At 58.9% G+C, this 24,239-nt stretch carries 20 protein-coding genes and 3 pseudogenes; 5 read left to right on the top strand and 18 right to left on the bottom strand.

Annotated elements, in window-relative coordinates:
* Positions 1-42: 42 nt before the first annotated feature.
* The 3 genes from QQL24_RS11280 to QQL24_RS11270 all read right to left on the bottom strand — a co-directional run bounded on the left by QQL24_RS11280 (position 43) and on the right by QQL24_RS11270 (position 3,240).
* Complete coding sequence (locus QQL24_RS11280) at positions 43-1,074, bottom strand: aldo/keto reductase (RefSeq protein ID WP_284312098.1); 1,032 nt, start codon at positions 1,072-1,074, stop codon at positions 43-45.
* 62 nt (positions 1,075-1,136) lie between these two features.
* Positions 1,137-2,162, bottom strand: a complete 1,026-nt coding sequence (gene mgrA / locus QQL24_RS11275; RefSeq protein ID WP_284312097.1) for an L-glyceraldehyde 3-phosphate reductase — start codon at positions 2,160-2,162, stop codon at positions 1,137-1,139.
* A 172-nt stretch (positions 2,163-2,334) separates the two neighbouring features.
* On the bottom strand, positions 2,335-3,240 hold the full coding sequence (locus QQL24_RS11270; RefSeq protein ID WP_284312096.1) for a LysR family transcriptional regulator: 906 nt from the start codon (positions 3,238-3,240) through the stop codon (positions 2,335-2,337).
* 683 nt (positions 3,241-3,923) lie between these two features.
* Here QQL24_RS11270 and QQL24_RS36605 point away from each other — a divergent pair.
* Positions 3,924-4,205: a GCG_CRPN prefix-to-repeats domain-containing protein gene (locus QQL24_RS36605; protein WP_431310676.1), complete on the top strand. Its 282-nt coding sequence runs from the start codon at positions 3,924-3,926 to the stop codon at positions 4,203-4,205.
* Positions 4,206-4,443: 238 nt separating this feature from the next.
* Here the strand turns inward: QQL24_RS36605 and QQL24_RS11265 are convergent, their stop codons facing one another.
* Positions 4,444-4,965 carry a hypothetical protein gene (locus QQL24_RS11265; protein ID WP_284312095.1) on the bottom strand — a complete coding sequence of 174 codons (522 nt, stop codon included), beginning with the start codon at positions 4,963-4,965 and terminating at the stop codon, positions 4,444-4,446.
* A 1,188-nt stretch (positions 4,966-6,153) separates the two neighbouring features.
* Between QQL24_RS11265 and QQL24_RS11260 the strand changes: the two genes are divergently transcribed.
* The gene (locus tag QQL24_RS11260) at positions 6,154-6,861 is read left to right on the top strand and encodes an IS6 family transposase (RefSeq protein WP_284312094.1); all 708 of its coding nucleotides are present in this window, start codon (positions 6,154-6,156) and stop codon (positions 6,859-6,861) included.
* Between the two features lie 113 nt (positions 6,862-6,974).
* On the opposite strand, the gene QQL24_RS11255 is transcribed toward QQL24_RS11260, so the two are convergent.
* The 9 genes from QQL24_RS11255 to QQL24_RS11215 form a co-directional block, all read right to left on the bottom strand.
* Positions 6,975-8,543 carry an aspartate:alanine exchanger family transporter gene (locus QQL24_RS11255; RefSeq protein ID WP_284312093.1) on the bottom strand — a complete coding sequence of 523 codons (1,569 nt, stop codon included), beginning with the start codon at positions 8,541-8,543 and terminating at the stop codon, positions 6,975-6,977.
* A 9-nt stretch (positions 8,544-8,552) separates the two neighbouring features.
* Positions 8,553-9,329: a pyruvate formate-lyase-activating protein gene (gene pflA, locus QQL24_RS11250; RefSeq protein ID WP_284312091.1), complete on the bottom strand. Its 777-nt coding sequence runs from the start codon at positions 9,327-9,329 to the stop codon at positions 8,553-8,555.
* Between the two features lie 49 nt (positions 9,330-9,378).
* Positions 9,379-11,718, bottom strand: coding sequence for a formate C-acetyltransferase (gene pflB, locus QQL24_RS11245; RefSeq protein ID WP_284312090.1), 2,340 nt, complete (start codon positions 11,716-11,718; stop codon positions 9,379-9,381).
* A 49-nt stretch (positions 11,719-11,767) separates the two neighbouring features.
* Entirely contained in the window at positions 11,768-13,366 is a 1,599-nt protein-coding gene (locus QQL24_RS11240) for an L-serine ammonia-lyase (protein WP_284312089.1), read from the bottom strand.
* Positions 13,367-13,775: 409 nt separating this feature from the next.
* Positions 13,776-14,561, bottom strand: coding sequence for an enoyl-ACP reductase FabI (gene fabI / locus QQL24_RS11235; RefSeq protein WP_284312087.1), 786 nt, complete (start codon positions 14,559-14,561; stop codon positions 13,776-13,778).
* Between the two features lie 69 nt (positions 14,562-14,630).
* Positions 14,631-15,806, bottom strand: a complete 1,176-nt coding sequence (locus QQL24_RS11230) for an acetate/propionate family kinase (protein WP_284312086.1) — start codon at positions 15,804-15,806, stop codon at positions 14,631-14,633.
* Between the two features lie 3 nt (positions 15,807-15,809).
* Positions 15,810-16,769 (bottom strand): phosphate acetyltransferase, encoded by a 960-nt coding sequence (locus QQL24_RS11225; RefSeq protein ID WP_284312085.1) that lies wholly within the window; start codon positions 16,767-16,769, stop codon positions 15,810-15,812.
* An 87-nt stretch (positions 16,770-16,856) separates the two neighbouring features.
* On the bottom strand, positions 16,857-19,067 hold the full coding sequence (locus QQL24_RS11220) for a DUF3141 domain-containing protein (RefSeq protein ID WP_284312084.1): 2,211 nt from the start codon (positions 19,065-19,067) through the stop codon (positions 16,857-16,859).
* 141 nt (positions 19,068-19,208) lie between these two features.
* Positions 19,209-19,694, bottom strand: a complete 486-nt coding sequence (locus tag QQL24_RS11215) for a DUF992 domain-containing protein (protein ID WP_284312082.1) — start codon at positions 19,692-19,694, stop codon at positions 19,209-19,211.
* Between the two features lie 488 nt (positions 19,695-20,182).
* On the opposite strand from QQL24_RS11215, the pseudogene QQL24_RS36600 reads away from it, so the two are divergent.
* The 3 genes and pseudogenes from QQL24_RS36600 to QQL24_RS11200 all read left to right on the top strand — a co-directional run.
* Positions 20,183-20,305, top strand: a pseudogene (locus QQL24_RS36600) (IS6 family transposase); the annotation flags it as partial.
* A 317-nt stretch (positions 20,306-20,622) separates the two neighbouring features.
* Entirely contained in the window at positions 20,623-20,850 is a 228-nt protein-coding gene (locus tag QQL24_RS11205) for a hypothetical protein (protein ID WP_284312079.1), read from the top strand.
* A complete protein-coding gene (locus QQL24_RS11200) occupies positions 20,847-21,143 on the top strand; it encodes a type II toxin-antitoxin system RelE/ParE family toxin (protein WP_284312078.1) in 297 nt (98 codons plus the stop codon). The genes QQL24_RS11205 and QQL24_RS11200 overlap by 4 nt, the downstream gene beginning before the upstream one ends.
* 408 nt (positions 21,144-21,551) lie before the next feature.
* On the opposite strand, the pseudogene QQL24_RS11195 reads toward QQL24_RS11200, so the two are convergent.
* The 5 genes and pseudogenes from QQL24_RS11195 to QQL24_RS11175 all read right to left on the bottom strand — a co-directional run.
* Positions 21,552-21,764 (bottom strand): annotated as a pseudogene (locus QQL24_RS11195) (transposase); the annotation flags it as partial.
* A 209-nt stretch (positions 21,765-21,973) separates the two neighbouring features.
* Complete coding sequence (locus QQL24_RS11190) at positions 21,974-22,291, bottom strand: DUF7303 family protein (RefSeq protein WP_284312077.1); 318 nt, start codon at positions 22,289-22,291, stop codon at positions 21,974-21,976.
* 55 nt (positions 22,292-22,346) lie between these two features.
* The gene (locus tag QQL24_RS11185) at positions 22,347-22,631 is read right to left on the bottom strand and encodes a hypothetical protein (protein ID WP_284312076.1); all 285 of its coding nucleotides are present in this window, start codon (positions 22,629-22,631) and stop codon (positions 22,347-22,349) included.
* Between the two features lie 158 nt (positions 22,632-22,789).
* On the bottom strand, positions 22,790-23,029 hold the full coding sequence (locus tag QQL24_RS11180) for a hypothetical protein (protein ID WP_284312075.1): 240 nt from the start codon (positions 23,027-23,029) through the stop codon (positions 22,790-22,792).
* A gap of 309 nt (positions 23,030-23,338) precedes the next feature.
* Positions 23,339-24,033: pseudogene (locus tag QQL24_RS11175) on the bottom strand (IS6 family transposase).
* Between the last annotated feature and the right edge of the window lie 206 nt (positions 24,034-24,239).

Below are 24,239 nucleotides of genomic sequence, written 5' to 3'. Positions count from 1 at the left end.
ATTCCTTTGACGTTTAGCGATGCGATACGCGGCCCGCCAAGGTCAGCGGCCACCCTCGATCTTTCGATGGCGTTGGCCGATGCCGCCTGTCCCATATGGATAGTCCGACATCTCCGGCTTGCTCGCTGCGCTGAGCGCAGCAATTTGGTCGCTGGTCAGCGCCAGCTTGGCGGCGCCGAGATTGTCGGCCAGTTGCTCCCGCGTCCGGGCGCCCAGGATAACCGAGGTCACCGCCGGCTGCGCGGAGACCCACGCCAGGGCAACCTGTGCCATGCTGGCCCCGACTGCCTTTGCGGTGTCTTCGACCGCGCCGATGACGTTCCAGGTGATCGGCTTGGCATTGCGGGCATCGAAGGCCTCCATGCCGCGCTTGGGATTTTCGCCCAGGCGCGTTGCGCCCGTCGGCATCCGGTCGCGCTTGTATTTGCCCGAGAGCCAGCCACCGCCTAACGGCGACCAGGGCAGCAGTCCGATATCAGCGTCGAGCGCGGCTGGTACGATCTCGTGCTCAATGTCGCGGACCAGCAGGTTGTATTGCGGCTGCAGCGTTACCGGCGGTGCATAGCCATTGGTCTTGGCCAGCCACACCGCCTTGGTCAGGTGCCAGCCCACGAAGTTCGAGAACCCGTAATAGGCAATCTTGCCGTTACGGATAGAGTCATCCAGAAAGCGCAGCGTCTCTTCGAGCGGCGTCAGCGCGTCCCAGGCGTGCATCTGGTAAAGATCGATCTGCTCGACGCCCAGGCGCTTGAGCGAGGCATCGAGCGCCGCACCCAGATGCTTGCGCGACAGGCCGAGATCGTTGGGCCCCGAGCCCATGGGGAAACGGCCCTTGGTGGCGATCACCAAGTCCTTGGTGATGCCCGGCTTGATCTTGAGCCAGCGGCCGATGATTTCCTCGGATACACCCGTGCTGTAGACGTCGGCGGTGTCGATGAAATTGCCGCCGGCAGCAACATAATCGTCCATAAGCGCGAACGAGGTGGCCTCGTCGGACTCGTGGCCGAATGTCATGGTTCCCAGGCAATAGGCTGAGACAACGGCGCCGCTGTTGCCGAGCTTGCGATAGTCCATATTCTTACTCCTCCAGGGATATCAATTGGGCCTGTCGCCTGAGCGGCCCCCGAGCCCAGCCGTCAGGCCGCCTTCGATTGAGTCCGCCAGAGGTCGACCCCGCCCTCGGTTGCGTATCCGTCGATTTTGTGGAGTTCTTCAGCACTGAATTCGAGGTTCTCTAAAGCGCCGAGGGAATCATCGAGTTGGGCCACATTGCGTGCGCCCACCAGCGCACTCGTTACGCGCGGATCCCGCAAGGTCCAGGCGATCGACATCTGGGCAAGTGTCTGCCCGCGGTCGTTGGCGATCGCATTCAGTCCGCGGACACGCTCGATGTTTGCATCACTCAGCAACTTTGTGTCGAATGAGCCGCCACGCGCTGCACGGGCACCGTCTGGAACGCCGTTCAGATATTTTGATGTCAGCAACCCCTGAGCCAAAGGGGAAAAAGCGATGCAGCCGGCGCCAAGCTCGTCCAGCGTATAAAGCAAACCGTCCTCAATCCAACGGTTCAGCATGGAGTAGGAGGGTTGATGGATAAGCAGCGGAATTCCTTCCACGCGTAGGAGGCGCTCGGCTTCCCGAGTCCGATCCGGCCCATACGATGAGATGCCGATGTAGAGCGCCTTGCCTTGTCGCACCATCTGCGCGAGCGCACCGATGGTTTCCTCGAGCGGAACATCTAAAGTCGGGCGGTGGGAATAGAAGATATCGACATGTTCGACACCCATTCGCTTCAGGCTCTGTTCGAGCGATGCGAGCAGGTGCTTGCGGGATCCGCCCGCGCCATATGGACCCGGCCACATATCCCAACCGGCTTTCGAGGAGATGATCATCTCGTCGCGGTGGCTCGAAAAGTCCATCTTGAGGACCACGCCGAAATTCTCTTCCGCCGACCCGTAAGGCGGACCATAGTTGTTTGCTAGGTCGAAATGAGTGACTCCCTTGTCGAAGGCACGCCGGATCACCGAGCGACCGGTTTCGAAGACATCTTGCCCACCGAAGTTCTGCCACAGGCCCAACGAAATCGGCGGGAGCTTCAACCCCGACCGACCACAGCGCCGGTAGTCAATTGCTTCGTATCTCCTGGCATCTGCAACGTACATTCAAGCCTCGTATTTTTATTGCACGCGTCATCTCGGTCCATCGGACGCGCAGCATTCGACAGAACGAGTACCACCGTCGATTAATGAATCAATAGACATGCGGTCATCAGATCGATGAGCTACGCTCATTGATAATTATTTGAGCCGCCATGACCGACAGGTCGCAACACGATCATTTCAGCGGGTTGAGATCGCGTATCACCTGAATGAGGGCACTGATACCGAAGGGCAGTTGTCGCCGACTGGAATAATACATAGACAAAGGTGGGCCGATTGAAGACCATTGCGGCATAGCCACCTCCAGCCGTCCTGCGGCAAGGTGAGGGCCCGCGAGCTTTTCCAGGCAATAATACAGACCAACACCGTCGATTGCGGCATTGATGGCCAAGGCAGACTCGCTTGAGATGAAGGAGCCGGGAACATCGATCTCCCGCCGATCGTCGCCCTGTTCGAACTCCCATTTGTAAATCTGCCCACGCCCCGTGCGGGTGCGGATACAGTGATGCGAATATAGATCGTCAGGCAATTCCGGCCGGCCGCGGCGTTCGAAGTAAGCCGGCGCACCGACGACCACCCACTTGAGCGGGGGCGTCAGTGGAACGGCGATCATGTCCTCCGGTATCGTTCCACCATATCTGAGACCGGCATCGAAGCCTTCCGCCGTTACGTCGACGAAGTGGTCGTCGACGGCAATCTCCAACTCGATGTTGGGAAAGCGCTGCAGGAAGACCGGCAATGCCGGGCGCAGGAGTAAAGTGGACGCATCGCGCAGTACATTCAGCCGCACGCTACCAGCTGTCCCTTCGTGGTGCCCGTGCAGTTCCTCCAAGCCGGAATTGATAAGATCGAGGCCCGCGCTAACCTTTTCGGCAAGCGCGCTTCCTGCAACTGTTGGAGCAACACTTCGGCTTGTGCGGTTTAGCAACCTCACACCAAGTCGTTCTTCAAGCGCCCTCACGCGGTGGCTGAGTGCTGACGCGGTTACACCTAGATTGTCCGCAGCCTTTCTAAAACTGCGATACTGTACGATCAGGAGGAATATTGAAAGATCATATACTTCAGCGCGACTGAGCGACATAACCACCCCCAATATTTACATCGCCACGGTCTGTGCCACTGCCGGTTTCGTGGACACCCTGGACGAGGCGTCTGATAGAACTGGAGCAGGGAAATGCAGAGAAAAATTCAGCCGCGAATTAAAGCTTGCGGGGGCGAGACTGGTCAAGGAACGGTGTATGGGCGTTGCCCAAGCTGAGCGTGATCTCAATTTGCATGAGACCGCCCCGGGCAAATGGGTCAGCGAGTTGGCTGACGGGCATTGTCAACTTAATTGCCAGACAGATCGGTCGGCGCAATTTACTTTCTGAATCCAGCTTCGATGCGATCGAGAGTGCCTCGCACGGTGCGTTCCACCTGAAGTGAAATTGCCGATTTCCGAACAAGAAGGCCTAAGTTGCCCATGCCGGCGCCGTTGATAGGCGCCGGCCACATAGTCTCCGGCTCGGGGTGTCGTCCGCGGCCGGCCGGTCTCGACCGCCAGGCGCTCGGCGACGGCGCCCAGTCCGCGCCGTCGCAGCGTGTCGATGAGGCCGCGCGAGAAGCTGACCCCGCGGGATTGCCGTTCGGCGTACGCGCCGCTGTAGAGCACCGCCTCAGAGAAGAGATTTAAGAAAAGAGGCGGTGTGAATACCCCGTTGAACGTGCATTGCCCCCGAGGCCAAGAGGTGGCGCCCCCTCTCACATGGTATATGCGTGGGACGGATGGTCGGGGACAGCCTCATGAGAATCAAGATTTCGATAGCGCTTGGACTGATATTTAGTCTTGCCTCTCCAACGCTTGCCGCCGTTCCGGCAGCGCCGCCTGCGACGAGTTCCCCAGTCGTCGAGGCGGCGGGTGGTTGTGGCTTCCTCTACCATCGGGGACCTAATGGTAAATGCCACCGGAACACCCTAGCCACGCCGCCACCGGCCACTCCGCTTCCGGGACCCGGAGGAAAACACGTATGCCGACCGGGCAGTCAGGATCCTTGGCGCTGCAAGTGAGTTCGTCTGCTCGGTGCTTCGCCGATCAGTCACCCCGCATATGTCTTGCGGGGGGAAGCTGAACAGGTTGTGCTCTGCCAACACGGATCCTGTTCTATGGTCGCCTCTGCCGCGCCTACCAACCCCCCACGCTTCGTCGCCTCACATGTAAATAACCCGTGCTTGGTCGTTGGCATGTCTCTTAGGGGTATACCCAATCGAGAGGTCAGTGCGAGCCGTGATTGGATGCTGCGTGTTTTCATGCTTGGACGAGCGGACAGCGTAAGCGAGCTTCGGACGCCTCGGAAAACCACAATACCTCGTCAGCACCGTAGCCGACCTCGAAAACGTAGCTCAAACCATTCGGCCCAACAGCCCAGAACAGCGGCGGCTTCCGCAGGTTCAATGCCTTGACCTTCTTGAAGGCGTTCTTTTCAGCGCCACGAGGCGAGGCAGTGGCAGGGTCGATCGAGCGAGAGAGAGCTTGCATGAACTGAATCAGCTTTTCGACCTCGGCATCTGTTTTTTTGATCTCACCGGCAATGTGCTCAGCGCTTGCATCGCTGGAAAGAAATGCCATGGCGTCGAACGCCCAATCTGCAGACTGCATACCCAGGAGTTGTTTCGGCCAGCCGAATTCGAAGTGCAGGCGAGCAAGAGTGGCAACCGTGATCACCGGTTCGAGCCATAGAGTGACGGATCGTGCTTCTTTCGCTATGGCCTCGCCGGTAGCGGTGTTCTTACGCCCTGACGAGAAGAACTGCTCGCTCGCCTTGCTCATAGGAGCTTTGTATAGGCCCCTGGCAACGTGTTGGATGAGGCCCCCGTCCCACGCTCGAAGAAAGTTCCCCGCGTCCAATTCACTAATTCGGATCGATTTCTCATTGAAATTGGCGATGCCGAATTGCCTCTTTGTATCGTTGCAAAATTCTGGCAGGAGCTGATCATAGACTAGCTGCCTAAACCTATGGATGTGGGACGTCATCTCCATCTCCCCAGTCGGTTCTCAGAACACGGCCAGCTCGTTTCTCAAAGAGAGATTTGTCTCGGTGCAAAGAGATTTATCTAGGGATTGCCGCGGCCGCACGTTCCGCTTTTAGGCGCTCCTCCGCCTGGCGCCGTGCCTTGTCGGTCGGCTCGATCCTGAAGCCGCCGAAGATCCTGGAAGGTCTGCGCCGCCTCTTCCGTCTTGAAGCCGAAAATGCTGTGCTCGGTAACGCCTTAACCAATGCTGTGCTGCCTCTGCCATAAAATGGTTTGATCTTCGTCGCCGCGGGCGTCAGTTGGAAGAAGTCGACTGGGGTTCCCTCATGAAAAATCTGGTGATCGCCGTCCCACTAGTTTGCCTTTGCTTCGTTTGCTATCAGCTCGCGATTGTCGAGGATGAGCGATATGCCCGCCAGATAGGGCTATGCGATCCATACACGGCCAGGACGTGCCCCTCGGCCCGCACCTCACTGCTGTGGGATCTTTATTGGGGCCTCCGACACAAAAAACCAAAGGCCGGAGGGGAGGCATAGGAAGGGCGGAAGAGGTGGTGGTATCGACAGCGGCGGCTGAAGGAATAACAACAATTAGGCCGCGGGTGGCCAGCCACACGGCCAGGGTTTTGGTAACCGGCAGGCGCCCATCCAAGCCTAGGGCTGGCTATTTTTGTTTAGTTGCGGGGCAAATTCGTCAATTTCTTTCTTCAACCATAGGTAGTGTGTGGCCAGGGTCATGCCACCTTCCCCTCTTGACCTGCCAGATGATCATTCGCGCCCGCCGCTACCACAGGAGAGTCGGTTGCGTACCCCCGGCCTTTCCCGGCAGGCTGGGGGTTTTTGTCTCGTGGCAGATGTCGCCCGCTACGGACACATGCTAGCCGAGGGTTAGGGGGTCTGTTGGGGAGAGGCAATAGCTCAAATAAACGCGCGGGGCTCTGTCAGGGCAAATTGCCCAAGGTGGCGGCGTCGGGTAGGGAGCGAGGATGTCGCGCCCCAAACCCAATCTGTTTCGCTATTTCAATTCGTCGCCGGAGGTGATCCGCCTCGCTGTGATGATGTACGCGCGTTACCCCTTGTCATTGAGGAATGTGGAGGATCTGCTGCATGAGCGTGGCATCGACATCTGCCATGAGACAGTGAGATTTTGGTGGAACCGCTTTGGCCCGCTATTCGCGGCCGAGATCCGCAAAAGGCGGGCGAGGGCCGGAAATTGCATCCGCTGGCGATGGCACGTCGATGAGGTTCTCGTGACGGTCAACGGCGAGCTCCACTATCTTTGGCGAGCCATCGATCACGAAGGCGAGGTGTTGGAGTTCTTCGTGAGCAAGACGCGGGACAAGGCCGCCGCTTTGAAATTCCTCAAGAAAGCCATGAAGCGCTACGGCCGCCCCGAGATCATCGTCACCGACGGCTTGCGCTGCTATGGTGCGGCCATGCGGGAGATCGGCAACCTCAAACGCCGAAAAGTCGGTCGCTGGGGGAACAATCGGGCCGAGAATTCCCATCAGCCTTTTAGACGACGAGAAGCGGCGATGCTCAAATTCCGTCGGACGAAGACGCTTCAGAAATTCGTCGCCGTCCACAGTCAGATCCACAACCACTTTAATTTGGAGCGCCACCTGGTCAGCCGAGAAATCTACAAGCAGCGACGCTCGGCCGCCCTGGCCGGGTGGCGGGCAGTCGCGGCCTAAACCGAGGTCTGGATTGGCCTTCGTGCACCCAGCGGAGACAACTCGGGGTTAGTCTGACAACACCCAGGCAAGCCCTTCCGGCGTCTGGTGCTCTGCATCCCTGCAGACGAGCATCAGCTCAGAAGTACTTGTACGGCTATGATCTTCACAATTGTGACGCTCGGAAAGCATATGGCATAGCCAATGTCAGGCCGTTCGGTTGGCGCGAGCCGCCCTGCCGACGCAAGGATGGCCGGGTTTCCCGTCGAGCCAGCGCAAATGCCGAGAAGGTCGTCGAAGGGGATTTTCAACAGGTGGCCACCAACCAGCACGATGAGCACCAGGGTTAGAAGGACTGCCGCACCGCCGAGAAGGATATGAACGCCGTTCGAGGCGACGGTTGCGACGAAGGGCGCCCCGGCTCCGATCGCCACGCAGCCAATGAAGACCGAAAGACCGAGATTCCTGAGCACAAGATTCGCCACCACAGGAATGCGCCAGCCGATTGGACCGCTGCGTCCCAACTGGCCCAGAATCAAGGCCATCACAAGCGGACCGCCCGCGACGCCCAAGCTGAAACTGGCACCGCCCGGCAGCGGGATCGGGATCATTCCCAATAGAAGGCCAAGGGCAATGCCAACGCCGATCGAGACGAAGGACAGCTCGGCGTTGCCCTTCATGCTGTCGCCGAAATGACGCCGGACGTCCTCCTGTCGGCCGCTTGGCACCATCAAGACGAGACGGTCGCCATATTCCAGTGTGAGGTCTGGCACAGCCAACAATTCCGCATCCCCCCGCCGCACATGGGAGATGACAACGGTAAAGTCCGGCAACGCGATTTCGCGAATGGCTTTGCCCACAAAGGTGGCTCTCGACACATAGACGCGGGTGACATCGTAATTTGTCCGATCGCGGCTGATGCGGCCCACCTCCTCTTCGCCCAGCGACGCCTTCGCCTGGTTGATGCTCGAAGGACGGCCAACGACCAGGAGAGCATCGCCTTCGTGCATGGTCGCCTGCTCATCGGGCGGCGCATTGGCATGGTTCTGGCGCATCGCAACGATTTTCACGTCGCTCGGCATATCACCCGATAGCTCTCGAAGCGTCCGGCCTTCGGCATTCTCTCCGAGGGTCAACTCCGCGACACGGATATTCTTGGCCGGGGCGGCAAGTTTCGGCTTCAGGATACCCGCCATCATCGTCATCAGGATGATCGGGCCAATCACGCCGAAAGGATAGGTCACGGAATAGCCGATCGCAGGATCCTGATTTCCCGCCGCGACGAGCGCCGCCTGCAGGGTTGGGGTGCTCGTGCCGGACCCCGCGAATAGTCCGGCGGCGGTGGCCAGGGAGACACCAAGGGGTTTCGACACGATGATCGCAACGAACAGCGACGCGACCACGGCGATGGTCGCAAGGCCGATATATTTAAGACCTGGGCCACGTAGGCTGGCAAAGAATTGCGGGCCATATTGGACGCCCACGCCATAGACGAACATCACTAGTCCGATCGTGCCGACGAGCCCGGGAGGGGCTGATTTGGGCGCGATTGCGCCGATCAGCAGGCCGGTGAAAAGAACCGCGCCGGCACCGAGCGAGACGCCGGCAAGCGTGACTTGGCCCAAGGCATAGCCGGTGGCGATGGCGATGAAGAGAGCCAGCAACGGGGAAGATTCCAAAACCGTGCGGACGAAATCAAACATTGCCATTGCTCACCTTGCTCGACAGCCGGCATCGCGGAATTGTCCCAAGACACGCGCGACGATTTCAGGGGAAGGCACGGGGGTTTCGTCGAGGTCGTATTCAAGGCCCAGCGACTTCCACTTGAAGGCGCCCATTTGATGGAACGGCAGAACCTCTATCGTCTCGACGTTCTTCATTGGCGCCACAAAGCGGGCGATGCCCGCGACATTGGCGCTTGCATCGGTCCAGCCCGGCACCAGGACAAAGCGGATCCACACTGGCTTGCCGATTGACGCCAGACGTTCGGCGAATTCGAGTGTGGGGCGGACGTCCTGCTTCGTCACCCTTTGATAGGTGTCCGGATCCCATGACTTGATGTCTAGCAAGACAAGATCCACCTGGCTGAGATAGTCGTCGTCGGCGCGGACGCCCAAGAAGCCCGATGTGTCCAGCGCGGTGTGCAGCCCCAACAGTTTAGCCGCCGCGAAAAGTCGCCTTGTGAAGTGAACCTGGACGAGAGGCTCGCCGCCCGAAATTGTGAGGCCGCCACCCATGGCGCGGAGCGGTGCCGCATAGGAGGCCAGCACATGTTCCGCCCGCTGGATGCTCACCTTGGTCCCGTCCTTGAGGTGCCAGGTATCGGGGTTGTGACAATATACGCAGCGAAGCAGGCAACCGCTGACGAAGACGGTGACGCGTACTCCCGGACCGTCGACCGTCGAACCGGTCTCGTAGGAGTGAATCCAGCCGAAATCGCCGCGAGTGTCCCTGAATTCCGCCGTTTCCGGCGCGTCGGGCGACTGCATCCGGCGCAAGTCGTGTCGATTGCTGCCCCACCCCTCATCTGCCATGGCATCAGGTCTCGCGATGGAAGGTACGGCTGATCACGTCCATCTGCTGCTCGCGCGTCAAACGGACGAAATTGACCGCATAGCCAGATACGCGGATGGTCAATTGCGGATATTTGTCCGGATGCTCCATGGCGTCCAGGAGCATGTCGCGGTTGAGCACGTTCAGGTTCATATGAAAGCCGCCTTGGCCGAAATAGGTGTCGAGCACCTTGACGGCCTGCGCGATGCGTAGCTCCGGATCGAGCCGGCTGGCCGTCGGCGCGACGGACACCGTGTAGCTGATTCCGTCCTGGGCATCGGCATAAGGCAGTTTGGCGACCGACAGGCATGACGCAAGCCAGCCATGGCTGTCGCGCCCATGCATTGGATTGGCGCCGGGCGCGAACGGCTCACCCGCCTTGCGGCCGTCCGGCGTATCGCCTGTATTTTTACCATAGACCACGTTGCTGGTGATGGTTAGTACAGACTGCGTGTGCACAGCATTGCGATAGCTCGGATGCTTGCGGATTTTGTTCATGAAGCTTGCGACGAGGTCGGCCGCGATGGTGTCGACGCGATCGTCATTGTTGCCGTAGGTGGGGAAGTCGCCTATCCTCTCGTAGCCGATGATAAGTCCATCCTCACGTCGCACCGGTTTCACCTTGGCGTATTTCATTGCCGACAGGCTGTCCGCGACGACTGACAATCCAGCGATACCGAAGGCCATGGTCCGCAGGATTTCGGCATCGTGCAACGCCATCTCCAGTCGCTCGTAGTAATACTTGTCGTGCATGTAGTGGATGCAGTTCATGGCGTGGACATAGGTTCGTGCCAGCCATTCCATCATCGCGTCGAACTTGGCCATAACGTCGTCAAAGTCGAGCACATCGTCGTTGACAGCTTGCGCCGTCGGCGCAACCTGCGTTCCGCTGATCTCGTCCCTTCCGCCGTTGATTGCGTAAAGCAGGCACTTGGCGAGATTCACGCGGGCGCCGAAGAATTGCATCTGCCGGCCGATCCGCATGGCCGAGACACAGCAGGCAATGCCGTAGTCGTCGCCCCAGTGAGGACGCATCAGGTCATCGTTTTCGTACTGGATGGATGAGGTGTCGGCAGAGATGCGCAGGCAATAACGCTTGAACGGCTCAGGCAAAAGCCGGGACCAGAGCACGGTGATGTTCGGCTCGGGAGCCGGGCCGAGATTACGCAGTGTGTGGAGAACACGAAAGCTCGTCCGTGTCACCAGCGGCCGCCCGTTGAGATCGACACCGCCGACGCACTCCGTCGCCCAGTAGGGGTCGCCCGTGAAGAGAGCATCATATTCGGGCGTGCGCAGAAAGCGTACGATACGCAGCTTTTGGACGAGTTGATCGATCAGTTCCTGAGCGCTGCTTTCGTCGATGGCGCCGGCGGCAAGATCCCGCTCGATGTATATGTCGAGAAAGGACGAAATGCGCCCGATCGACATCGCCGCGCCGTTTGCTTCCTTGATGGCCCCGAGATACCCTAGATAGGTCCATTGCACGGCCTCCCGCGCATCCGCGGCAGGTCGACTTATGTCGCATCCATAGCTCTTTGCCATGGCTGCCAGGTCCGCGAGCGCCCGCATTTGCTCGGAGAGTTCTTCGCGCGCCCGTATAACCTCGTCGGTCGGCCAACGGGCGTCGAACAGCGCCCGCTCGGCCATCTTTGCTGCGAGGAGCTTGTTCGTGCCGTAGAGGGCGACTCGCCTGTAATCTCCGATAATTCGTCCACGGCCATAGGAGTCTGGCAAGCCTGTGATGATATGACTGCGCCGGCAGGCCATGATCTCCGGCGTATAGGCGTCAAACACGCCGTCATTATGGGTCTTGCGGTGCTTGCTGAAGATCTCGTGGACGACAGGGTCCGGTGCGAACCCGGCCGCCTTCAACCCAGCTTCCACCATGCGCAGTCCGCCGAGCGGCATAATGGCCCGCCGGAACGGAGCGTCCGTCTGCAATCCGACGATGACCTCGTTCTCGCGGTCGATGTAGCCTGGTTCGTGCGAGGTGATCGAGGCTGGCGTTTTGGCGTCGACGTCAAGAACGCCCTTGCGGATCTCCTCCTTGAAATAGGTCTGCAACTTGGCCCACACGGCCTTTGTGCGTTCAGTCGGTGCGGTGAGAAAGGCCTCGTCGCCCTGATAGGGCGTGACATTGCATTGAATGAAATCGCGCAGGTCGATAACTTTCCGCCATCGCCCCCCGGCAAAGCCCGCCCAGGGGTCGCGCTCAGCACCATCAGAAGCTGTCGTGCTTCCGGTCGCAGCCTCGCCGGCTCGTTGCCTTTCGACATCGTGTGGCTTTTCGCTCGTTAAGCCCGCTGACGCGACATCCCCTTGCATCGGGACCTCCCTGTCGGACGCCGCAACGCCCGTGTGTGCCGGTTGTTGCTCAGCAAAGGACCAGGTTGGCGGCCAAACCGCCTTCGCTCGTCTCTTTGTATTTTGCAGACATATCCCGCCCGGTGTCGGCGAGCGTCTTGATGGTCGTGTCGAGGTCGACGCGGTGGCGCGAGGCAATCTCATTGGTTGCAATCAGGAAGGCCGTCCAAGCCTTGACTGCCCCAAATGCACAGCGCTCGATGCATGGCACCTGGACATACCCGGCGACAGGATCGCAGGTCATGCCGAGATGATGTTCCAGAGCCGATTCCGCCGCATTCTCCGTGACCAGTGGCGACGCGCCCATCACTTCTGCGATGAAGGCGGCTGACATGGCAGAGGCCACACCGATCTCGGATTGGCAGCCTCCTTCTGCTCCCGCCAAGGTTGCATTGTGCTTGCACAAATAGCCGATCGCGGCTCCGGCAAGCAGCCCTTGTCGTACCTTCTCTATCGGCATCCTGCGCTTGCTCTCGACAAGCGCGTAAACAATTGCTGGCATGACACCGGCCGAGCCGCCGGTCGGGGCGGTAATAACGATGTGGCCTCGAGCGTTTTCTTCCGAAGCGGCGAGGGCACACGCCGCCACGAGCGCGATGGCGCGGTCGCTTTCATAGGTGACTTCGTGTGCGCGTTTCCAAACGGTCGCCGCCTTGCTGTGTAATTTGATGGGGCCCGGCAGGACGTCATCCTTAGCCGAAAGGCCGGATTTGACCGTCGCGAGCATCGCGCCGGCGATCTTGTCGAGAAAGGCATTGATGTCCTTCTCGCTCTTGCCGGACACGGCGATCTCGTTTGCCATGATTACGCCGGCGATGGAGAGATTATTCTGCTCGGCATGAGCGCGAAGCTCTTTCATGGTGGCGTAGGGATATTTCGGTTGCCCCTTCTGTGGCGGCTCGTAGCCCTTCCACTCGATGAAGCCACCGCCGACTGAATAATATTCGAGCTCGTAGAGAACGTTGTCGCCGGCCACCAGGCGGCAGGTCATCGTATTGGGATGAGGGAAATCGCCTTTGGGAGCATCGTAGACGATGTCGCTGAGTGACAACTGGAAGGTACGGCCCCCAAGAGATACGGGATAGGTCTTGTCGGGGCTCGTAATCATCTCGCTGAGGAAGGCCGGATCCACCGTTGCTGGTTCCTTGCCGACGAGCCCGGCAAGCGCGGCGCGCTCCGTACCATGCCCTTTCCCGGTGGCGCTCAAGCTGCCGAAAAGATGGACCTTCAAACCGGTCGCCTGGGCAAGCTGGTCCGAGGGAAGATTCGTGCACCGTTGGTAGAAATCGTAGGTGATGCGCATCGGCCCGATTGTGTGGGAACTCGAGGGACCGGGGCCAACCTTGTAGAACTCTTCCAGCACTGTCATGACCGGGCCCTTGGCCCTCTTCACCGCGTCGAGGTCGGGAGACAATGTTGTCCCGAGAAGGGGCGACTGGGCTTCCTGTGCGGCCTGCGCGGCACGCGCCTCAGGTGTCCAGACCTGCCCCGTCATCACCGCCGCGGCACCGATCGCCGCGCTACGCATAAGGAAAGATCGGCGGTCAACATTTGAAGGAAGGTCCGGCAAGAGCGAAGATATCTCTGTTTCATGCCCTGTATTGGCCATCTCCAGGAATCCTTATCCTTGCGACAGATATCCGCACGTATGTTGTCTTCTTCCAGAGCCTTTTTGACGCCGCTTGGGTGGCCTACCGAATCAAAGAAGTCGCGTGAGCTTTTATTCAAGTAAACGTGTCAGCGTTTCGTCTCACTTTCGCGGCCCACAAAGTTCCTTCGCGAGGGCAACTGCTCGCGCGAGCGTAAAGATCGAAGTATGATACTTCCACTGAGGCTGCCGCATATTGTACTCCCGGGTACTGTCCCAAGGTACAATGCAGAATCGACTTGCATTCGTTATTTCGATTGAAAATCCGACGCTTAATTTCGATAAAGCGTGCATTCAGAATTAACTTGGGCGGCCTCCGACGAGCAGTCGATGATGAGCGACAGCGGCCGACGTCGTGTTATCGTGGCATTCAATCGATGATGTTGTAGCCGCCGTCGACATAGAGGACGCTGCCGGTTATCCGCCGGGCAGCATCGTGGGCAAGGAAGGCAGTAGCCATGCCGACATCGTCGATGGTGACGAGTTCACGGGAAGGCGCTCGGACTTTGGCCTTGGCGAGCAGTTCATCGAACTCAGCGATGCCGGATGCAGCGCGTGTGGCGAGCGGGCCGGGCGAGATGGCATGGACGCGGATGCCCTTGGGACCGAGCTCAGCGGCCAGATAGCGCACGGCGCTTTCGAGGGCCGCCTTGGCGACGCCCATGATGTTGTAGTTCTCCACCACCATCTGTGAGCCATAGTAGGTCATGGTGAACAAGCTGCCACCTCGCTTCATCAATGGTTCGGCAAGATGTGCCATGCGGATAAACGACCAGCACGAAACATCCATGGTGGCAAGGAACCCCTCGCGCGGTGCGTCGGTCACCCGACCCCGTAGCGTATCCTTGGGCGCGGAGGCGATGGAATGCACGACGAAGTCAAGCTCCCCCCATTCGGTGCTGATCCGGTCAAACACAGCCTCCAGCTGTCCCTCCACGCTTACGTTCAGCGGCATCAGGATCGGTGCTTCTAACTCCCGGGCCAGCGGCTCGACATGGGGCTTTGCCTTGTCGTTGAGATAGGTGATCGCCAGTTCGGCGCCGAGGGCACGAAAGGCTCGGGCACAACCCCAGGCGATCGACTGGTCGTTGGCGATGCCGACGACTAGGCCTCGCTGGCCTTCGAGGAGCTTGGCTTTCACGGCGGGCAGCGGCATAGCGGATTTCCTGTCGAGGTCCGGTGCATTGTTGATGGTCAAGGGGTGCCGGCATGACCTGATGGCTCGTTAAGCATCGAGGAGCGCAAGTGTTTGCCGGGCGATCATCAGCTCCTCGTCAGTGGGCACAACGAGCAGCGCAACACGGCTCTTGGGGCTCGATATACAAACTGCACCCGCCTCATTGGCGGCTGCGTCCAGCTCTGCCCCGAGCCAGCCAAGCCTGTCCGCGATGCGAGCGCGGATTGCCGGTGCGTTCTCGCCGACTCCCGCCGTGAAGACGAAGGCGTCGAGGCCGCCAAGCGCCGCCGCCAGCATGCCGGCATGCAGCGTGCAGCGATGGATGAAATGGTCGATGGCGAAAGCGGCGCCCGGCTCATCGCTCGCCAGGAGATCCCGCATGTCGTTGGAGACGCCTGAAAGGCCCTTGAGGCCACAGTCGCGGTAGAGCAGATCAGAGACTTCGTTCGCGCTCATGCCCTTTTGGGCAAAGAGATAGAGGACGACGCCTGGATCGAGCTGGCCTGGCCGGGTACCCATCGGCAGGCCGTCAAGGGCCGTGAACCCCATGGTGCAGTCAATACTGCGCCCACCCTTCAACGCACACATCGACGCCCCACTGCCAAGATGCGCGACGATGACCCGCCCCTCCGCGAGATCGGGTGCCACGTCCCGAAGGCGTTCGGCGATATATTCGTAGGAAAGGCCGTGGAAGCCATACCGGCGCACGCCTTCCTCGTAGTACGCACGTGGCAGCGCATAGCAGTCAGCGTGGACGGGATGTCCTCGGTGGAATGCGGTGTCGAAACAGGCGACCTGCGGAACGGACGGGTCGATATCCATCGCCAACCGAATCGGCGCCAGATTGTTGGGCTGATGCAGAGGCGCCAGGCCTTCATAGGTCGCGAGGCGAGCAAATACGTCCGCATCTATCCGCACCGACCGGCTGTAGTCGGGGCCGCCATGCACCACTCGATGTCCTATCGCCCTTAATTTGAAGCCACCCAGCTGTCGGAGCCATCCACGGACGACGGCAATTGCGGCCGGTAGGTCGGGGACCTCCGCCACGGTGTATTTCTGGTCGGCCAGTACCGAGCCGTCGGCCCTGTTGCTCCGCAGACGCGGCCGCGTGCCGATGCCATCCATCTGGCCGCGCAGCTGACGCGAAAGCTCGCCACCGTCGATCTGGAAGATCTGGAATTTGAGGCTGGAAGAGCCGGCGTTTACGACGAGAATGGCGTCCATCGTTCAGGCCACCGCAACTGTCGCATCGCGCCGCCGGGCCGCCGCGTAAAGCGCCGCCACTGCACAGGAGGCGAGGCGCGTGCGCACAGAGTCGGCCCGCGACGTCAGTATAATGGGCACCCGCGCGCCGAGCACGACCCCGGCGGCATCCGCGTGAGTCAGGAAGGTCAAATTCTTCGCCAGCATGTTGCCGGCCTCCAGATCAGGCACCACTAGAATCTGCGCGTGCCCGGCAACCGGCGATGAGATCTGCTTGATGCGGGCCGCTTCAGGACTGATCGCGTTGTCGAAGGCGAGCGGTCCTTCCAGCAGTCCACCGGTTATCTGGCCTCGGTCCGCCATCTTGCACAATGCCGCCGCTTCGATCGTGGAGGGTATCTTGGGAGTCACCGTCTCGACAGCAGACAAGATTGCCACGCGCGGCGTGCCGAGTCCGATGCCCGTCCACAGGTCGATGGCGTTCTGGATGATGTCGCGCTTGGCGTCGAGATCGGGAAAGATATTGATCGCCGCATCTGTAATGAACAAGGTCTCCGGATGTCCGGGTACGTCCATGATGAAGACGTGGCTTATCCGCCGTGCGGTGCGCAGGCCTGTGGCAGACGCCGCGACCTCGCGCATGAACTCGTCGGTGTGCAGGCTGCCCTTCATCAGGAGTTCGCCTTTGCCCTCGCGGATCAAAGCCACTGCCTGCGCGGCGGCGGCATGGCTATGTGGGGCGTCCATGATCTCGACAGCGGAAAGGTCGACGTCGCATTCGGCAGCGACGGCACGGATTTTTTCTTTCGGGCCGACTAGAACCGGGGTGACCAGCCCTTCGGCTGCCGCGTCGATGGCGCCGCGCAGAGAGGTCTCATCGCAAGGATGCACAACAATGGTCACGGCGGGTGCATTGGCACGGGCAGCTGCAATAAGCCGGTCATATTTCGACAGTGCAGCCTCCTTCGCGGGTAGGTCGGGCATATTGGAACTCCCCCTCAAAAGCGTTTCGTTTTGTCGCAACCGAAGTGACAGGCAAGAAGGCGAAGCGGCACATACGCTGTCCGAAAGTCAGGAAGCCTTGCGCTTCGACCGTTGAGGCTGGGCAGAAGCAACGGGCTTGGGAGCGACACCGAAAAGCCGCCCCACTTTGGCCAGGCGCTCGGCGGCGGCCCCAATGAGAGCGCCTCGGGCCTCCAGCACTTCGCCCAGCACCGCAAAAGCGGCAGCGCGCTCGTTGGCATCTTCTGGAAGCAGGCCGGGTATTGCGGCCAGTGCCGCCTCTTCGTCGACGAGCAGCATGTAGTATTGCTCACGGACCAGCTTCTTGAAGTCTTGCAGGGTCAGCTGCTGCTCGGTCGGGCGAGTATTGCGAATACGGCGTATGGCCTCGAAACCGCGTTCGTCGGGTCCGCCACGCGCCATTCCGATATAGATGAGCGCGCGCACCAAGCCCTCTCGCGCGCCACCAGTCGTCATCCGGGCGCGCAACTCGGCGATGCGCGCATCGAGAAGCTTGCCGTGCAGCAGGCTCGCGGCCGCCTTGCGAGGCCGGCGCTGGGACTTGACGTCGATGCCCAGCGCAGCCTGAAGGACCGGCATTCCATAAACAGAGAGAAAAGTGGCCTCAGCAAGCTTTTCAGTCATGCTCCGCCACGTTTCGAGCCCCTCCACGATTTGCTGGGAGACCCGTTCCTGGAATGCCAGATGGGGATTGTCGGGGTCGGCGGCCTGCCGATGTTCTCGGACACTGTCGGCTGCCGCGCCAACCCAATTGAGGAACGGGTTGTCGTGCCCGAAAGCTTCGTATGACAACCGGAGCGGATGCAACTTGCGCATCGCTTCAGCCATCGGCGCGGTTACCATTGCCTGAACCATCGGCTGCAGCGTTGCGCGATACAGTGCGAGATTGATCTTAGACAATCGAGCTGCAGTGGCGAAGCGACGCTCATCCTCCAGGTCGTTGCCGCCGAGGGCGCGGATGTCGTCCAGCGTGCGTGCTTCGCAACGCATCGCCCACTCACCGGTCACCAAGTCGGGGTGCGCGATCGCCTCGCCCCGCGGTTCTAGTACAGCCTCATAAAGGCCGGGCGGCAGAACGTCTATCAGGTCAATATTGGAGGCGAACTCATCGTGCTCCTTACGGGCAACACCGGCTGAGACGAAGATGCCGAGGTGGCCAATCTTGTCGTGAATTGCATAGACAATCGTCTGACCGTAGGCGCGAATGTCGTCGACGCTGTCGTAGAGGTCCAGGATCCAGCCAAGTGCCTGCTGAGGCGGCGTGATGTTGTCGCCTCTGGAACAGAAGACGACAATGGGAGAGGCGATGTTGCGCAGGTCGATCGCCGTGCCATCCGTCGTCCGGATCTCGCCAGCGGCAAGCTTGTTGCCGACAAAGAGTTCGTCGACGATGAACTGCATTTCCTCGGCGTTGAGGGTGACATGTCCGCCCCACCACTTTTCAAAGCCTAGATAGCGCTCCGCCTCCGTATCGATCTTTGAGTAGAGATTGTATTGCTTGGACCAAAACGTGTTGGCGGGATTTTGGTTCTCGAAGTTCTGCACCAGTGCGGCGCCGTCGAAAATGCCGGCCCCCAGGTCGCCGGCAAGGGCCGTCAGCCAGCTGCCTCCGAGCAGACCGCCCGTGTAGCGCATCGGAAATTGTCCTTTGACGCCCGCCCAATAGGACAAGGGCGTGCCGGCGATAATGATCGGTCCAAAGAGTTCAGGACGCAGAGATGCAAGGATCATCATCGCCCAGCCGGCCTGGCAATTGCCGATGACGCACGGTTTGCCCTCCGCATTGGGATGCCTGTCGATAATGATCTCTAGGAACCGGGCTTCGGCCTGCGCGATATATTCGATGGTTTGACCCGGCATGGGATTGGGCAGAAAACCGATGAAATAACAGGTATGCCCTGCCTTCATCGCCACACCGATTTCGCTATCAGCCTTGAATCCACCGATGCCTGGCCCATGACCGGCCCGCGGATCCACAACGACGAAGGGACGCTTGCGAGGGTCGACAACGATGCCGTCAGGAGGAACAATCTGCGCCAACACATAGTTCACGGGGTGGGGCAGAGTACGTCCATCACAAATCAATTCCGCCTGGTAATCCAAGACGTTAGGAACTAGCTGCGTGCCGTGTCGATGATACTGTTCCGCCCGCTTACGCATGACGTCGAGAAAGAGGACCGATCGTTGCCATGCATCGCGATAGTAGGCAAGGGTGTCGGTCATCATCGGTATCTTGGCTTGCCCTGGCGACTTGACCATTGGACCTCTCCCGCTGAAGCTCGTTCTATTCCGACCAGTGCCTATGCGCTCAATGACGGGTATCGCTCCAAGGGAAGCAGGATTTGTTCGCCTGGCATCGGTCGAGCTCACATGGTTTTGCCAGTTGCAGGAGTTCAGTGGTCAGTGAACCCTTTCCAGCGAGATCTGGCCGACACCAGCCGCGATGTTGAGACCTGTCTGGCCAGAGACCGATAGGGGCTGCAATGCAACTGATTTGTCCGATCCGCCGATTAGCACATTGGCTCCCAGGCCGGCCGCAAACGTGGCCTCCGCAGTTGCACCGACATACGTCCCGCCAAGATCGGTTCGATGTGATCCTGCCTCGAACACACCCCAAGCGATGCTACCTGCCTTGGTTACACCGACATCGAGCCCAAATTTCTGAATGTGGCCGACATAGCGCTCGGGTGGACGCTTCACAGGCCTGAACAGGCAGTCGAGGCTTTTCTTAGAGGTTACGATCAGGCCGATACCCCCAGATACTTTGCAGGATAGTGTGCCTACATGCACTCGTTGAGTGTTGGCATGGGAAGCCGCCGAACTGACGAGCAGAGGCCCAGCAGCGAGGCATACAGGCAAAAAGAAACTACATCCGCGATTTCTCATCATACGTTCCTTTCAGACCACTTTAACTTACATTTTATAACAGACCTTGAAATCGCTGCGGCGTAATGGTTACTAAATACCTTGCTTGGCGATAATGCTTCGCAATCAATACCATTTGCCACGGCGCGACCCCGCGTAGGCAATATTACCGGAAAGGATGAATTCGAGAATTGTACTCTCAGCCACTGTCTGAAGGTCCGATGCTTTCACAATATTCGTTGAGTTTCGATCGAGCTCATTCGAGACAGGTTCCGACCCAGGCTCGCTGGGGAAATTCGCTGGGCCGCTGTTTATTGCGGTCCTCCAATTCTTCCCGGTGTATCTGCTTCACAGATCCGTGCGGATCACGCCGTAGACCACCAGATTCTGCTCTGTCAGAGCAAATTGCCGAAGGTTGCGGCGTAGGGTAGGGAGCGAAGATGTCGCGCCCCAAACCCAATCTGTTTCGCTATTTCAATTCGTCGCCGGAGGTGATCCGCCTCGCTGTGATGATGTATGTGCGTTACCCCTTGTCATTGAGGAATGTGGAGGATCTGCTGCATGAGCGTGGCATCGACATCTGCCATGAGACGGTGAGGTTTTGGTGGAACCGCTTCGGTCCGATGTTCGCCGGCGGCACTGTCAACTTAACCGACGAGCACATCAATCTGAGCAATTTTCTTGCGGATCCTAGCTTCCACATGGTCGAGAAAGCTCGAAAGAGACGTTCCGGGTGAACAGAAATTGCCGTCTTTCTGCGCAAGGTGGCTTAAGGTGACAATGCCTTTTGGTGCTTTGCCTGCGAGCTCCGATCGTCCGGTCTGCATTCGTTCCTTCTTATCGTGTCTGGGGGAGCAAATCTTGTTCTGGCCCCATGATACAACACACGTTTCCCGATCGCCTTAGCCCGCGCTGGCTTGTTCAGCGTCGGGTGTGGTACAGTAGCGCCATGACGAAACTACTTGAACATGCTGTTGATTCCGTCCGCGCCCTGCCTCCTGCGATGCAGGATGATGTGGCGCGGCTGTTGCTGCAATTCCTTGGCGAGGATCAGCCCGTCATCCCGCTCACGCCAGAAGAAGCAGCGTCCTTCGCAGAATCCCGCGCGCAGGCTTCGCGTCGTGAATTTGCGACCGACGAGCAGGTGCGCAGCGTTTGGGCAAAGCACGGCCTGTGAAACTACGTTACACGCCGAAGGCACTGGCCGAGCTGGACGACATTCTCACTTACATTGCGGAGCGATCACCGCAAGGCGCGCGCAATGTTCAGGCGCGGATACAGGCAATCACCACGCTTTTGGTCGAGCATCCGTACTCCGGCCAACTCACCAGTGAAAGCGGCTTGCGTCGGATCGTGACGCCGCCCTATCCCTATCTGATCTTTTACGAAGTGACCGCCGATGAAGTGGTGATTATCGGCATTCGCCACGGCGCGCGCGCCGGAGTGACCGGCGCGATCGGGGAGTTTTGAGAGACCGTGACTAACACTCAGAACCTCGTATTGTGGCGGATCGATTTGTCGCCGTCCCGTCGCGCGGTTCCTGCGTGATGCCCGAAGGTGAGGACGAGAGCGTCCTTGCTCGCTTCGCAGAGCTCGGCGTCAGTCACAATGGCGTGATCGTTCCGGGCCGCTCTATCGAGGGCGTGCTTGCCCGGCACGCGATGAGCCTCGTCTGTGAATCGGCCTCGAAGATTGTCCCCTTGCGATACCCTGCCTAACCTATTGATTTCTCCGAAATATCTTGGCCATCGTGGGGTCAGGATCGGCGCCGATACTGATCCCACATAGAATTCGAATTTCACCGTTCTTTCAGCTGGTTGTGTCGAAATTGCCCGGGGTCAATTTTGGGGGCCGATTTACATTAAGTTGACATTGCCCTTTCAGCCGTTTGACCTGATCGCCCTTCAGACCGCCACATTCCCTGCGCCACCGATAATACGTTACTTCCGTAACCCCTATCGATCGGATCGCCTCAGCTGCCGATTTGCCCTGCGCCGTCAGAACTTCGACCTGACGAAGCTTGGCGACGATCTCTTCTGCCTTGTGCCTCTTGCGTGGCTTTCCATAGTCCTCCTTTGCGTCCGAAGACATACTTAAAGGTGGACCAATTCAAGGGGCTCAGGCCAAGATGCTGAGATTGCCCCAACGAACAACAGCCGCGCAAAGAAAGAGCCGATCTTTCGACCGGCTCAATTTGATCCAATGATTTTCTGTGGCAGCAATACGGTTACTGGGCCTGGTCGATTCTGTCCAACTGGATACTGTTGTTGAGCCTCATTCAACACGCGCATCCTAAAAAACTATTTGACGCGCCAAACTCTGACACCGGACACACCATCTTTCTCAGATGCAGCGGCCTTGTACTTCGCATCTCCAGCCTTATTGCGCGTGCTGATGCCACTATGAAATGTCTTTGGCTGCTTATCCGCGACGAAGAACGAATCTCCCGGCTCAAGGTGCGAGTAAGGATATTTCTCCGCGCGACTGTTCGTCCGAGATGGCAACGGAATGCCGCGTTCGATTTCGTATGCTCCTACCTGTTTGACGACACGATGTTTGGCCTGAACATCTTCGCCCGTCGCTTCTGTACGAACACCGGCTTTTCTACCTCTTGGCATTCTGAACCTCGCGCATTGATGAGAGTCAGAAATTACGCAGCGTGTTGGAGAATAATCAACCGTAGCGCTTACGAATTCGCTCGTCTAAGGGCATCGCAGGTTCGTCAGCGATTGCGTCGAGACCACGCGAGATATCCGAATACGGTTGCAAGTTGGTATTCTCACAGAGAAGTTCGAAACTGCCGTCTTTCAACTGACGCTCAAGGCGAAGCGTCAGACCCGGCGTGACGATCTTGGAGTCATAGTACAGGCGACGGTACTGATGTTTGGCCGTGGCAAGCAGTTTGGACTGACGTCCCCTGCCCTGTTCGACCGTAAATGTAACTCGATAGGAACTCATGGATGTATCTCCGTTGGTTTAATCGAGAGATACGCCAAGCGCCATGGAGTCGTGACTTAACGAATGGTAAGGTTCAACAACAAACCGTGATCGCCCTACTTTCCAAAGAAGCTTTCAGCGCCAAAACAACCGCGCCCATAAAACAAATTCAGAAAACCCTATCGAGTCAAAGCCTGTTTGATCAACCAAAACATATTCGTAAATAAGCGATCATTTTCCAAAGCAATTGAATGAGGAGAAAGAAATTCATCCTCACCAGTTTGCAATTCCGGCTGACGTATCGGCTCTTCATTCAGAAACAGCAAGACTTCGCGAGTCTTCATGTCGGCAATCATACCACTCGAAATGTTTTCATTGATTGGTGCGTCAGGACGCATGCGTTCATAGGGATATGCCATGTCATCTATCCAAGGTTCATAATACTAACGACCTGAACCTGTCGAGGCGATGAAAGGTTCAATGCGGGACCGAGGAAAATCCTTGCTCTGCCTCGAAAGACCAAACCTCTATCGGCAAAAAAAGACCCAAAAACTCGACCACAGGCATTGTCAACTTAATTGCCAGACAGATCGGTCGGCGCAATTTTCTTTCTAAATCCAGCTTCGATGCGATCGAGAGTGCCCCGCACGGTGCGTTCCACCTGAAGTGAAATTGCCGATTTCCGAACAGGAAGGCTTAAGTTGACAATGCCGGACGAAGGAATTCAGTCAGGCGGGGGCGGTCGCGGTTTGCCACTGCTGCGCAGCCGCGGCTCGGAAGAGGCGCAGCGTCGGTCGGGAGATCAGATGGCGCTCAAGATTGAAGGTATTGTGGACGGCGGCGTGGGAGGCGAGAAAACGTTGGGCGGATCCGGATGACTTGAACCGCTGCATCTCCCGTTCCCGTCTTCGCACCACTTGATGGGAGTTCTCGGCGCGGTTGTTCTGGCGCAGGCCCTGCTCATGATGCGCCGAGAGGCGGAGCTCTCGCCCGGCAGCGCCATAGGAGCGCAGCTTGTCCGTCACCAGCACCTTGGGAGCAATGCCCTGCTTCTTCAGCAATTTGGGCATCAGCCGCAGCGCGACAGCCTTGTCGCGTCTCGGCTGCACCAGCATGTCGAGGATCTCGCCCTCGCTGTCCACGGCCCGCCACAGATACATGTGCCGGCCCCGGATCGAGACGACCATCTCGTCCAGGTGCCAGGTGTCTGCCGCCCGAGGTCGCAGCCGACGCAGGTTGCGGGCATACGCCGACCCGAACTTGTCGACCCATCGGCGGATCGTCTCATAGGAGACGTCGAGGCCGCGTTCGGCCAGCAATTCTTCGACATCGCGGTAGCTCAAGGTGAACCGCAGATAGAGCCACACGGCATGCCGGATGATCTCGGGCGGGAACGGTGACGGGCGGAGGATATCGGCTGCATGCCCCTCCCCTACCGCATCACGGCTCACACCGTCAAAGTTCCCGTGACAATGCCCCGTTGCCGTATCGCATGCTTGTCGATCGTCCCGACCCGCATACCCTCCCTGCTCGCTGCGGGGGATCCACAAAACCCGAGTCAAATCAGCACAGGCGGCTGCGGCGCATTCCGATTCGATTGTTCTGCCGACTGTCCTAAGCCCGAAGCCC

The sequence above is a fragment of the Labrys miyagiensis genome, assembly GCF_030160835.1.
GTDB classification, from domain to species: domain Bacteria; phylum Pseudomonadota; class Alphaproteobacteria; order Rhizobiales; family Labraceae; genus Labrys; species Labrys miyagiensis.
The sequence above is the reverse complement of the archived record's forward strand: the minus strand, read 5'-3'. Positions and strand labels throughout refer to the sequence as shown.